The sequence below is a fragment of the Pseudomonas gorinensis genome (assembly GCF_042015035.1).
In the GTDB taxonomy this organism is placed as follows: Bacteria; Pseudomonadota; Gammaproteobacteria; order Pseudomonadales; family Pseudomonadaceae; genus Aquipseudomonas; species Aquipseudomonas gorinensis.
This window is the reverse complement of sequence record NZ_CP167125.1, coordinates 5,206,041-5,218,413: the sequence shown is the minus strand read 5'-3', so window position 1 is coordinate 5,218,413 and position 12,373 is coordinate 5,206,041. Positions and strand designations below refer to the sequence as shown.

The 12,373-nt window shown below is 62.9% G+C and carries 10 protein-coding genes; 8 read left to right on the top strand and 2 right to left on the bottom strand.

The window, feature by feature from the left end; translation table 11 throughout:
* Positions 1 to 55: 55 nt before the first annotated feature.
* Positions 56 to 2,050 carry a bifunctional tRNA (5-methylaminomethyl-2-thiouridine)(34)-methyltransferase MnmD/FAD-dependent 5-carboxymethylaminomethyl-2-thiouridine(34) oxidoreductase MnmC gene (gene mnmC, locus AB7933_RS23580; protein WP_024076613.1) on the bottom strand — a complete coding sequence of 665 codons (1,995 nt, stop codon included), beginning with the start codon at positions 2,048 to 2,050 and terminating at the stop codon, positions 56 to 58.
* A gap of 141 nt (positions 2,051 to 2,191) precedes the next feature.
* On the opposite strand from mnmC, the gene pap reads away from it, so the two are divergent.
* From pap to AB7933_RS23565, 3 genes are all read left to right on the top strand, one after another.
* On the top strand, positions 2,192 to 3,706 hold the full coding sequence (gene pap, locus AB7933_RS23575) for a polyphosphate:AMP phosphotransferase (RefSeq protein WP_024076612.1): 1,515 nt from the start codon (positions 2,192 to 2,194) through the stop codon (positions 3,704 to 3,706).
* Between the two features lie 461 nt (positions 3,707 to 4,167).
* Positions 4,168 to 5,352: a thiolase family protein gene (locus tag AB7933_RS23570; RefSeq protein ID WP_024076611.1), complete on the top strand. Its 1,185-nt coding sequence runs from the start codon at positions 4,168 to 4,170 to the stop codon at positions 5,350 to 5,352.
* A gap of 128 nt (positions 5,353 to 5,480) precedes the next feature.
* On the top strand, positions 5,481 to 6,437 hold the full coding sequence (locus AB7933_RS23565; RefSeq protein ID WP_024076610.1) for a DMT family transporter: 957 nt from the start codon (positions 5,481 to 5,483) through the stop codon (positions 6,435 to 6,437).
* On the opposite strand, the gene AB7933_RS23560 is transcribed toward AB7933_RS23565, so the two are convergent.
* Complete coding sequence (locus tag AB7933_RS23560; protein ID WP_041160987.1) at positions 6,434 to 7,816, bottom strand: class II fumarate hydratase; 1,383 nt, start codon at positions 7,814 to 7,816, stop codon at positions 6,434 to 6,436. The genes AB7933_RS23565 and AB7933_RS23560 overlap by 4 nt on opposite strands.
* Positions 7,817 to 8,008: 192 nt before the next feature.
* Between AB7933_RS23560 and AB7933_RS23555 the strand changes: the two genes are divergently transcribed.
* The 5 genes from AB7933_RS23555 (at position 8,009) to AB7933_RS23535 (ending at position 12,339) form a co-directional block, all read left to right on the top strand.
* Positions 8,009 to 8,527 (top strand): DUF2059 domain-containing protein, encoded by a 519-nt coding sequence (locus tag AB7933_RS23555; RefSeq protein ID WP_010567461.1) that lies wholly within the window; start codon positions 8,009 to 8,011, stop codon positions 8,525 to 8,527.
* A gap of 6 nt (positions 8,528 to 8,533) precedes the next feature.
* The gene (locus AB7933_RS23550; RefSeq protein WP_024076608.1) at positions 8,534 to 8,830 is read left to right on the top strand and encodes a BolA family protein; all 297 of its coding nucleotides are present in this window, start codon (positions 8,534 to 8,536) and stop codon (positions 8,828 to 8,830) included.
* A gap of 118 nt (positions 8,831 to 8,948) precedes the next feature.
* Positions 8,949 to 9,890 (top strand): rhodanese-related sulfurtransferase, encoded by a 942-nt coding sequence (locus AB7933_RS23545; RefSeq protein ID WP_024076607.1) that lies wholly within the window; start codon positions 8,949 to 8,951, stop codon positions 9,888 to 9,890.
* 3 nt (positions 9,891 to 9,893) lie between these two features.
* Positions 9,894 to 10,529 carry a DsbA family protein gene (locus tag AB7933_RS23540; RefSeq protein WP_024076606.1) on the top strand — a complete coding sequence of 212 codons (636 nt, stop codon included), beginning with the start codon at positions 9,894 to 9,896 and terminating at the stop codon, positions 10,527 to 10,529.
* Positions 10,522 to 12,339: an ABC transporter ATP-binding protein gene (locus tag AB7933_RS23535; protein WP_024076605.1), complete on the top strand. Its 1,818-nt coding sequence runs from the start codon at positions 10,522 to 10,524 to the stop codon at positions 12,337 to 12,339. Before AB7933_RS23540 ends, AB7933_RS23535 begins: the two co-directional genes overlap by 8 nt.
* The last annotated feature ends 34 nt before the right edge of the window (positions 12,340 to 12,373 follow it).

The window sequence follows — 12,373 nt, the reverse complement described above, 5'->3', positions numbered from 1 at the left end:
TATAAGGCCAAGAGCCTTGCCTGCTCCGGTGCGATCCTGCGCGGCGAGTGGCCCGTTACTGCGCAGAGGAGCCGCCCGTGCCGCGAATCAATGCGCGCAAGGCGAACCGATTCGGATGGCAGGCGTCGGCCACGCTTTTAGGCACCGGCAAGGGTTCATCGTCCAGCCATGCCGCCAACAGTTCCGCGCACAGGGGGGCGGTCACCAGCCCACGGGAGCCATGGCCGCTGTTGATATACAGGCCGTCGAGCCATGGGCAGGCGGCCTCGGGTACCTGTCGGGCGTCCTTGCGCAGTGCCGCATAGGCGTGGTCAAAGGCCGCGCGATCGGCCAGTGGCCCGACAATCGGCAGGTAGTCCGGGCTGGTGCAGCGAAACGCGGCGCGACCTTGCAGGTCCTCGCCGGCAAGGTGGTCGGCGCCCAGGCGGTGCAGCAGGTCGACGGATATTTCCCGCAGCATGTCCAGGTTGCCGACATGCTCGGCGACCGTGGGGGTCAGGTCATCGCTCTTGAAGTCGAAGCTGGCGCCCAGCGTGTGCTCCCCCAGGCGCGCCGGGGCCACATAGCCCTCGGCGCACACCACCGTGGCCAACGCCTGGCTCGCCGGGGTTTGCGCCAAGCGGGTGATTTGCCCGCGAATGCGCTTGAGGGGCAGGTCGGCGCTGAACGCGAAGTGCTTGATCTGCGCTGCGTTGGCCAGCACCACCACACTGGCGCTGGCCAGCAAGGTGTCGCCGGCCAGGGCGCGCCATTGACCGTCGACGCGTTGCAACTCAAGGGCTTCGTGATGCGTCAGCACGGTGATCAGAGGGTGCCGGGCTTGCCATTCGCATAATGCTGGCGGGTGCACCCAACCGCCTTCGGGGTAGAACAGCCCGCCATGCTCCAGCGCCACACCGGCACGAGCCTGGGCCTGGGCCTGATCGAGCCGATGCAGCAGGCCAGGGGCGAATGCGCCGGCCAACTGTGCCTGGCGCTCGGCTTCCTTGGCGTTGAAGGCCAGTTGAAGCACGCCGCAACCGTCCCAGTCGACGCCTCGGTGCAGGTGTTCCAACAGGCGTCGGGTATGGCCGAAACCGCTGAGGATCAACTGCGAAAGTGCCGTGCCGTGCGCTGACAGCTTGAGGTAAAGCACGCCTTGCGGGTTGCCCGAGGCTTCCTGCGCCAGGCCCGCATGTCGTTCCAGCAGCTTGACGCGCCAGCCGCGTGCCGCGAGGCTGGCTGCCGTAGCGCAGCCGGCCAGGCCACCCCCGATCACCAGGGCGCTGCGCTCACCGTGCAGCGGCGTTGGACGGGCGAACCACGGTTTGTCCGGGGGCGGCGGCGGGGTGTCGGCCGGCCACCCAAGGTATTCACCCCGCAGGATCTCCCATTTGTGGCCAATACCCGGCGTGCGTTTCATCTTGAACCCGGCGGCATTGATCAGCCGCCGCACCCAACCGGTGCTGGTAAACGTGCTGATGGTCGCTCCAGGGGCCGCCAGGCGTGCCAGTTCGGCGAACAGCTCGGCGGTCCACATGTCGGGGTTTTTGGCGGGGGCGAAGCCATCGAGAAACCATGCATCGACTTGCGCATCCAGTTGCGGTAATTGCTCCAGGGCGTCACCGATCAACAGCGTCAAGGTCACACGGCCGTTGGCCAGCACCAGGCGCTGGAAGCCTTGGTGGATCGCGACGTACTGCGCCAGTAAGGATTCGGCGAAGGGTTGCAGCTCGGGCCACAGGGCGAGTGCGCGTTGCAGGTCGGCGTGGCTCAGCGGGTATTTCTCAACGCTGACAAAGTGCAAGCGCGCACCGGCTACGGCCTGCTGTTCAAACAACTGCCAGGCGCAGAGAAAATTCAGGCCAGTGCCGAAACCGGTCTCGCCGATCACCAGGCATCCATTCACCGGCAAGGCAGCAAAACGCTCCTGCAAACGGTTCTGTTCGAGGAACACATAACGGGTTTCTTCCAGGCCCGATTTGTCGGAAAAGTACACGTCGTCGAATACCCGTGAGTGCGGGCGACCTTGGTCATCCCAGTCGAGCTGGGCGTGGGTTACGGGGTTCATGGGCGACTCGGCAAAGGCAAGGCCGCCATTCTAGCCGATCAACAGCCTTTGAATTGACCCACGGCAAGCGCACGTGGAATTTCCTCCCGCATGGCGTTGCCCAATCCGCTAGTCTTGATCCATCTTGAAACGGAGCAGCCTATGTTCGAATCCGCCGAAATCGGTCACGCCATCGACAAAGACACCTACGACACCGAGGTGCCCGCCCTGCGCGAAGCCTTGCTCGAAGTGCAATACGAGTTGCAGCAGCAGAAGCGTTTTCCGGTGATCATCCTGATCAACGGGGTTGAAGGTGCGGGCAAGGGCGAGACGGTCAAGCTGCTCAATGAATGGATGGACCCGCGCCTGATCGAAGTGCGCACCTTCGACCAGCAGACCGACGAGGAACTGGCGCGCCCCCCGGCCTGGCGCTACTGGCGCCAACTGCCCGCCAAGGGCCGCATGGGCGTGTTTTTTGGCAATTGGTACAGCCAGATGCTGCAAAGCCGCGTGCATGGCGAGATCAAGGATGCGCGGCTCGACCAGGCCATCGCCGGTGCCGAGCGTCTGGAGAAGATGTTCTGCGATGAGGGCGCGGTGATCTTCAAGTTCTGGTTCCACCTGTCCAAGAAACAGATGAAGGCGCGACTCAAGGCCCTGGCCGATGACCCGCTGCACAGCTGGCGCATCAGCCCGCTGGACTGGCAGCAATCGCAGACCTACGACAAGTTCGTGCATTTTGGCGAGCGCGTGCTGCGCCGCACCAGCCGTGACTATGCGCCGTGGCATGTGATCGAAGGTGTCGACCCCTATTACCGTGGCCTGACCGTGGGCAAGATCCTGCTCGAAGGCCTGCAAAACGCCTTGAAGCAAGCCAGGGGCAAGGCCAGCGGCATGAACCCGGCGCCTTTGCCTGCCGCGGTGGACCAGGTGAGCCTGCTGAACAGCCTCGACATGACCTTGAGCCTGGACAAGGACGATTACGAAGAACAACTGATTACCGAGCAGGCGCGCCTCTCTGGCCTGATGCGCGACAAACGCATGCGCAAGCACGCCCTGGTCACGGTGTTCGAAGGCAACGATGCCGCCGGGAAGGGGGGGGCGATCCGCCGTGTCGCCGCGGCCCTCGACCCGCGCCAGTACCGCATCATCCCGATCGCCGCACCCACCGAAGACGAACGGGCTCAGCCTTACCTCTGGCGTTTCTGGCGGCAGATCCCGGCACGCGGCATGTTCACGGTATTCGACCGGTCGTGGTATGGCCGAGTGTTGGTGGAGCGCATCGAAGGCTTCTGCACCCCGGCCGACTGGTTGCGTGCCTATGGCGAGATCAACGACTTCGAGGAGCAACTGCGCGATGCGGGGGTGATTGTGGTCAAGTTCTGGCTGGCTATCGATAAGCAGACCCAACTGGAGCGTTTCCAGGCCCGTGAGGCGATCCCGTTCAAGCGCTTCAAGATCACCGAGGACGACTGGCGCAACCGCGACAAGTGGGACGACTACCGCGCGGCGGTGGGCGATATGGTCGACCGCACCAGCACCGAGGTCTCGCCGTGGACCCTGGTGGAGGCCAATGACAAGCGTTGGGCGCGGGTCAAGGTGCTACGCACCATCAACCTGGCCTTGGAAGAAGCGTTCGCCAAGTCCGACAAGCACGATAAAAAGAAAAAGAAATAAGTGGCTGGGTAACTGACTCGTGGCGAGCGGGGCTGTTGCGAGGGAGAGGGCTTGAAGTGGCCGGAGGGTTTGTTGTGGGGGGAGAGGGCTAGTTCTGGGGGAGAGGGCTTGTTGTGGCGAGCGGGCTTGCCCCGCGTTGGGCTGCGAAGCGGCCCCAAAACCAGCCAATGAGTTCTGCCTGGAGAAACGCGGCGTCTGGGTCAGGGCCGCTTCGCGCCCCAACGCGGGGCAAGCCCGCTCGCCACAACAAGCCCGCTCGCCACACAAGCCCTCTGGCCACAACAAGCCCTCTGGCCACAACAAGCCCTCTCCCCCACAACAAGCCCTCTGACCACAACAGGCCGACTCACCACCGATTTATGTTCGTCACCATGTTTTTGCATACGCCGGGTGAATGATCGTCGCAGTGGGAGAGGACTGGACTTATTCTCGATCCAACAACCACAAGATCGAGGTAGCCCATGCGTGAAGTAGTGATCGTCGACAGTGTGCGAACCGGCCTGGCCAAATCCTTTCGCGGCAAGTTCAACCAGACCCGCCCGGATGACATGGCGGCCCATTGCGTCAACGCGCTGCTGGCCCGCAACGGCATCGACCCGGCCACGGTGGAGGATTGCATCGTCGGCGCCGGCTCCAACGAGGGCGCCCAGGGCTACAACATCGGGCGCAACGTGGCGGTGCTTTCGCAATTGGGTACCGGCACGGCAGGGATGACGCTCAACCGCTTCTGTTCGTCGGGCCTGCAGGCGATCGCCATCGCCGCCAACCAGATCGCCTCGGGGTGCAGCGATATCATCGTGGCGGGCGGTGTCGAGTCGATCAGCCTGACCATGAAAAGCGTCAACACCGATAACCTCATCAACCCGCTGCTCAAGGCGCAGGTGCCGGGCATCTACTTCCCCATGGGCCAGACCGCTGAAATCGTCGCGCGCCGCTACAACGTGAGCCGCGAAGACCAGGACCTCTACGCCTTGCAAAGTCAGCAGCGCACGGCCCAGGCCCAGACCGATGGCCTGTTTGACGATGAAATCGTGGCGATGGCGGTCAAGTACAGGGTCGAGGACAAGAACACTGGCGCGGTACAAATCCTCGACGGCGTCGTAGATCGCGATGACTGCAACCGCCCGGACACCACGTTGGCCAGCCTGTCTGGGTTGAAGCCGGTGTTTGCCGAAGACGGCTCGGTGACGGCGGGTAACTCGTCGCAGCTCTCCGATGGCGCCTCGATGACGCTGGTGATGAGCCTGGAGAAAGCCCTGGAACTGGGGCTCAAGCCCAAGGCGTTTTTCCGCGGTTTCACCGTGGCAGGTTGCGAGCCGGATGAGATGGGCATCGGCCCGGTGTTCTCGGTGCCCAAGCTGCTCAAGGCCAAGGGCTTGCAGGTTGCCGACATCGACCTGTGGGAACTCAACGAAGCCTTCGCTTCCCAATGCCTGTACGCGCGTAATCGCCTGGAAATTGATAACGACAAGTACAACGTCAACGGCGGCTCGATCTCCATTGGCCACCCGTTCGGCATGACCGGTTCGCGCCAGGTCGGGCACCTGGTGCGTGAGCTGCAGCGGCGCAATTTGCGTTATGGCATCGTCACCATGTGCGTGGGCGGCGGCATGGGCGCCACGGGACTGTTCGAAGCCGTGCGCTGATAAGTGTGGAGGGGGCAAGTCGAATCGTCGCACCGCCCCCTCCCACAGGTATGCAGCGCCATATCCCAATGCGTCCACTTGCCCCTAGAATAGCCGCTCCTCCACCTCTGGCATTTTCTGGGGCACTCATGCACATCTCTTCCGGCCGCTGGGTCTACGGTTTTTTCCTGACCCTGCTGACCGCGCTGCTCTGGGGCATTCTGCCGATCAAGCTCAAGCAAGTGTTGCAGGTGATGGACCCGATCACCGTCACCTGGTTTCGCCTGATGGTGGCCGGCAGTTGCCTCTTCGTGTACCTCGCCGCGACCAAGCGCCTGCCCAGTCGTAAAGTGCTCGGCCCCAAAGGCGGCTGGCTGGTGGCGATGGCCGTGTGCGGCCTGGTGGGCAACTACGTGTTGTACCTGGTGGGCCTGAAACTGCTCAGCCCCGGCACCGCGCAGTTGGTGGTGCAGATGGGGCCGATCTTCCTGATGATCGCCAGCGTGTTTGTGTTCAAGGAACGTTTCAGCGTGGGTCAGAGCGTGGGCCTGGTGGTGCTGATCGTCGGCTTCGGTCTGTTCTTCAACCAACGCCTGGAGGAACTGCTGACGTCCCTCGGCGCTTATACCGCCGGTGTGCTGACGATCCTGCTCGCCACGTCGATCTGGGTGTTCTACGCCTTGGGCCAGAAGCAGTTGCTGACCGTCTGGAATTCGCTGCAAGTGATGATGGTGATCTACCTGTCGTGCGCCGTGCTGCTGACGCCTTGGGCGCATCCGCTGGAGGCCCTGCAACTGAGCCCGCTGCAAGGCTGGCTGTTGCTGGCGTGTTGCATGAACACACTGGTGGCCTACGGCGCATTTGCCGAAGCCCTGGCCCACTGGGAAGCCTCGCGGGTGAGTGCAACCCTGGCACTGACGCCGTTGGTGACCTTTGTCGCGGTGGCGTTGGCGGCGTGGCTGTGGCCCAACTATGTGCAGGCTGAAGAGATCAATGCCTTGGGCTATTTCGGCGCGTTGGTGGTGGTCATGGGGTCGGCGGCGGTTGCGCTGGCGCCGTCGTTGCTCGCCGGGCTCAAGGCCCGGCGGCTACGCATGGCGTCTTAGGCGCCCAGCATGTTTTCCGGGCGTACCCACTGGTCGAACTCTGCGTCGGTGAGGTAGCCCAGGTCCAGCGCCGCTTCCCGAAGGGTCAATCCTTCGGCGTAGGCCTTCTTGGCGATCTCTGCTGACTTGTCATAGCCGATGTGCGGGTTGAGCGCCGTGACCAGCATCAGCCCGCGCTCCAGGTGCTCGGCCATTTGTTCGGCGTCGGGCTCCAGGCCGGCGATGCAGTGCTCCTGGAAGTTATTGCAGCCGTCGGCCAACAGGCGGATCGATTCCAGCAGGTTGTGGATGATCACCGGCTTGTACACGTTCAACTGCAAATGCCCTTGGCTCGCCGCGATGCCGATGGTCACGTCATTGCCCAGTACTTGGCAGGCCAGCATGGACAGCGCTTCGCACTGGGTCGGGTTGACCTTGCCGGGCATGATCGAGCTGCCCGGTTCGTTGGCTGGCAGTTTGACTTCCGCCAGCCCGGCGCGGGGGCCGGAGCCGAGCAGGCGCAGGTCGTTGGCGATTTTCATCAGGGCCACGGCCAGGGTTTTCAGCGCACCGTGCAAGGTCACCAGGGGTTCGTGTCCGGAGAGGGCGGCGAATTTGTTGGGGGCGGTCACGAACGGTAAGCCCGACAGCGCCGCCAGCTCGGCGGCAATCGCTTCGCCAAAGCCATGGGGCGAGTTGAGCCCGGTGCCCACGGCCGTGCCGCCCTGGGCCAGCTCGCAGACCTGGGGCAGGGCGCTGCGGATCGCGCGCTCGGCGTAATCAAGCTGGGCGATAAACGCCGACAGTTCCTGGCCAAAGGTGATCGGCGTGGCATCCATCATATGAGTGCGACCGGTCTTCACCAGCTTCATATGCCGTGCCGACAGTTCCGCCAGGCCGCCGGACAGGTGGGTGATCGCCGGCAGCAATTGCTGGTTGACCGCCTGAACCGCCGCGATGCTCATGGCGGTGGGGAAGCAGTCGTTGGAACTCTGGGAGCGGTTGACGTGATCGTTGGGGTGTACGGGGCTCTTGCCGCCACGGGTCTTGCCCGACAGCTCGTTGGCGCGGCCGGCGATCACTTCGTTGGCGTTCATGTTGCTTTGGGTGCCGCTGCCGGTTTGCCACACCACCAAGGGGAATTGGTCGTCATGTTGGCCGGCCAGTACTTCGTCGGCGGCTTGTTCGATCAAGCGGGCGATATCGGCGGGCAGGTCGCCATTGCGGTCGTTGACCCGGGCAGCGGCCTTCTTGATCAAGGCCAGGGCGTGCAGGACCGCCAGGGGCATGCGCTGTTCGCCGATAGCGAAGTTCACCAGCGAACGTTGGGTCTGGGCGCCCCAGTAAGCGTCATCCGGGACTTGGACTTCTCCCAGGCTGTCGGTTTCGATACGGCTCATCGGGCACACTCCTTCAGGTTCGTTTGCGCAGTTTAGGCTGTGATCGGCCCGGGGGGTTCCCTAAAAGACTTTTCATCGGATTCATTCACGGCAATCCGCGCCCGCTAAGGCTCGGGGTTGAGCCGGGGCGTTTTTTAGGCGCAGAATGGGCGCCCTTGGGGTCTTACCTCGCCTGCTAGAAAAGGAAACTCGATGACTCGTCTTCGTGCCATCTGTACCGCGGTTGCTCTGGTTTGCGCCAGCGGCCAGGTTTTTGCCGATACCGCCAGCCACAACGCCAGTGCCGAAGCCTTCCTTACCCTGGCCCACGCTGACAAGCTGGGGACCCCGGTGTACATGCAAGTGCAGCAAATGTTCGCCCAGCGTTTCGAACAGACCAAGGCGCCTGCCGCCAAACAGTCCGTACTGGACAGCTACCAGGCCAAGGCCAATGCTGCCCTGGACCAAGCCATCGGCTGGCCGAAACTGAAGCCGGACATGGTCAAGCTCTACACCAGCAACTTCAGCGAATCCGAGCTCAAGGACCTGGTTGCGTTCTACCAGTCGCCACTGGGCAAGAAAGTCCTGGAGAAAATGCCGCAGCTGACCCAGCAATCGGCCCAGATGACCCAGGCCAAACTGGAAAGCGCCGTGCCGGTGGTGAACAAGCTGTTGGAAGACATGACCAACGAGCTGACGCCTAAAGCCGCCGCACCGGCCAAGAAGAAGTAAGCAGGAATGACCATGCAACAGCGTATCGAAACGGCACTTGCCGCCCTGGCCCCGGAGCACTTGAGCGTGCTGGACGAAAGCCATATGCACAGCCGTGGGTTGCAGACCCACTTCAAGGCCGTGCTGGTCAGCCAGCAGTTCGAGGGGCTCAACCGCGTCAAGCGCCACCAGAAGGTCTACGCCACCCTGGGTGACCTGATGAGCGAGTTTCATGCGCTGGCGCTGCATACCTACACGCCCGCAGAGTGGGCGAAAATCGACGCAGCCCCGGCCTCGCCGACCTGCGCCGGCGGCCATGGCTGATGACCGGGTGTCTCTGACACCTCGCATTTGCTAGAATCCGCAACGCGCCGCTTAGCCGGCGCGTTTTTTTTGCATCCGGTTCACCCCTTACGAGGGTAGCCACCTGGAGAGAACACCCATGACTCAACCGATTGTCGTGGCGGCACTGTATAAGTTCGTCACCCTCGAAGATTACGTTGCGCTGCGCGAGCCCCTGCTGCAGGCGATGGTCGACAATGGCATCAAAGGCACCTTGCTGATCGCCGAAGAAGGCATCAACGGTACCGTTTCCGGCAGCCGCGAAGGCATTGACGGCCTGATGGCCTGGCTCAAGAACGACCCGCGCATGGACGACATCGACCACAAAGAGTCGTACTGCGACGAGCAGCCGTTCTACCGCACCAAGGTCAAGCTCAAGAAAGAGATCGTGACCCTGGGCGTCGAAGGCGTCGACCCGAACAAGAAGGTCGGCACCTACGTCGATCCGCAGGACTGGAACGCGCTGATCAGCGACCCCGAAGTGTTGTTGATCGACACCCGTAACGACTACGAAGTGTCCATCGGCACTTTTGAAGGCGCGATCGACCCGAAAACCACCAGTTTTCGCGAATTTCCCGACTATATCAAAGCCAACTTCGACCCGGCCAAGCACAAGAAGGTCGCCATGTTCTGCACCGGCGGCATTCGTTGCGAAAAGGCCTCGAGCTACATGCTCAGCGAAGGCTTCGATGAGGTCTACCACCTCAAGGGCGGCATCCTGAAGTACCTCGAAGAGGTGCCGCAGGCAGAGACCAAATGGCAGGGCGACTGCTTTGTGTTCGACAATCGCGTCACCGTGCGCCACGACTTGAGCGAAGGCGACTACGATCAATGTCATGCCTGCCGCACACCGGTGAGCGTGCAAGACCGCGCATCCGAGCACTATGTGGCGGGCATCAGTTGCCCACATTGCTGGGATAAGCTGCCGGAGAAAACCCGTCGCAGCGCGATCGACCGGCAAAAGCAGATTGAGTTGGCCAAGGCCCGCAATATGCCGCACCCGATCGGCTTCAACTACAAGCAAACTCCTTCCGAGGCCTGAGCCATGTCCGCGCGCCTGCTCTATGTAATGGATCCTATGTGTTCCTGGTGCTGGGGCTTTGCCCCGGTGGCGCAGGCGCTGGTTGAGCAGGCCCAGGCGGCCGGCGTGGAGCTGCACCTGGTGGTGGGCGGCTTGCGCACCGGCAGCGGCGCGGCGCTGGAGCCGACGACCCGGCGCTATATCCTGGAACACTGGCAGGCGGTCACCGACGCCACCGGGCAGACGTTCACGTTCGAAGGCGCGCTGCCCGACGGTTTTGTCTACGACACGGAGCCGGCGTGCCGTGCAATTGTCACTGCGCGCAGCCTGGCGCCGGATTGCGCGTGGAAGCTGCTGGGCCTGATCCAGCATGCATTTTATGTCGAGGGGCGCGATGTGACCCTCGCCAGTGTGCTGGTGGAACTGGCCGAGGAGGCCGGTATCCCGCGTATCGAGTTTGCCGGCGCTTTTGACCGCGCCGAGCAGCATGCCGCTACCGCCGCCGATTTCACCTGGGTACAGGACCTGGGGATCGCCGGTTTCCCGACGCTGCTGGCCGAGCGCAATGGCCAGTTGGCGTTGCTGACCAATGGCTACCAGCCGCTCTCCGAGCTGTCGCCTCTGCTCGCCCGATGGCTGGAGCGAGCTGCCTGTGCATGATCAGCCCGACCTAACGCCCACCCCTCGTGTCGACCGCTTGACCTGGGCGGAGATCCGCCGCCTGGCCCTGCGTCACAAGAAATCCCTGTGGATCGCCAACGGTGTCGCCGTCCTGGCGACCCTGTGCAGCGTGCCTATTCCGCTGCTGTTGCCGCTGTTGGTCGACGAAGTGCTGTTGGGCCACGGCGATGCTGCGCTCAAGGTGATGAACCACGCGTTGCCCCTGGGTTGGCAAAAGGCCGCTGGGTATATCGGCTTGATGCTGCTGGTGACCTTGGCCCTGCGCTGTGGTGCGCTGGTATTCAACGTGGTGCAGGCGCGTTTGTTTGCCCGGCTGGCCAAGGACATCGTCTACCGCATCCGCGTGCGCCTGATCGAACGGCTCAAGCGTATTTCCCTGGGGGAATACGAAAGCCTGGGCAGCGGCACGGTCACCACGCACCTGGTCACCGACCTGGATACGCTGGACAAGTTCGTCGGTGAAACCCTCAGCCGTTTCCTGGTGGCGATGCTCACCCTGGTGGGCACGTCGGCCATCCTGGTGTGGATGCATTGGCAACTGGCGCTGCTGATCCTGTTGTTCAACCCGCTGGTGATCTACGCCACGGTGCAGCTGGGCAAGCGCGTCAAACACCTGAAGAAACTGGAAAACGACAGCACCTCGCGCTTTACCCAGGCGCTGACCGAAACCCTCGATGCCATTCAGGAAGTGCGTGCCGGTAACCGCCAGGGCTTTTTCCTCGGGCGCCTCGGCCAGCGTGCCCAGGAAGTGCGGGACTACGCCATCCACTCCCAGTGGAAAACCGACGCCTCCAGCCGCGCCAGTGGCTTGCTGTTCCAATTCGGCATCGACATCTTCCGTGCGGCAGCGATGCTGACGGTGCTGTTCTCCGACCTCTCCATCGGCCAGATGCTCGCGGTATTCAGCTACCTGTGGTTCATGATCGGCCCGGTGGAGCAGTTATTGAACCTGCAATACGCCTACTACGCGGCGGGCGGGGCGCTGACGCGGATCAACGAACTGCTGGCACGCGCCGATGAGCCGCAATATGCCGGCGGCCAGGACCCGTTTGCCGGGCGCGAGACGGTCGGCCTTGAAGTGCGCGGCCTCACGTTCGGGTATGGCGAAGAACGGGTGCTCGATCAATTGAACCTGACCATCGAGCCGGGGGAGAAGGTGGCAATCGTCGGCGCCAGTGGCGGCGGCAAAAGTACCCTGGTGCAACTGCTGCTGGGGCTCTACACGCCGCAAGCTGGCAGCATTCGTTTTGGCGGCGCCACCCAGCAGGAAATCGGCCTGGAGACCATTCGCGAGAACGTCGCGGTGGTGTTGCAACACCCGGCGCTGTTCAACGATACCGTGCGGGCCAACTTGACGATGGGGCGCAGCCGTACGGACCAGGCGTGCTGGCAGGCCCTTGAAATCGCCCAGTTGGATGCGACCGTCAAGGCGCTGCCCATGGGTTTGGATAGTATCGTCGGTCGCTCAGGCGTGCGCTTCTCCGGCGGGCAGCGGCAACGCCTGGCGATTGCGCGCATGGTGTTGGCCGAGCCGAAAGTGGTGATCCTGGATGAAGCCACCTCCGCCCTGGACGCCGCCACCGAGTACAACCTGCACCAGGCGTTGGCGCGGTTTCTCAGTGGCCGTACTACACTGATCATTGCCCACCGGTTGTCAGCAGTGAAGCAGGCAGACCGGGTGTTGGTGTTCGATGGTGGGCATATCGCCGAAGATGGCGACCATCAGCAACTGATCGCCGACGGCGGCCTGTACGCCAAACTTTACGGGCACCTGCAACAAGTGCGTTGATTTAGCCTACGCTGTGCTATCAGGAGCGGATGTT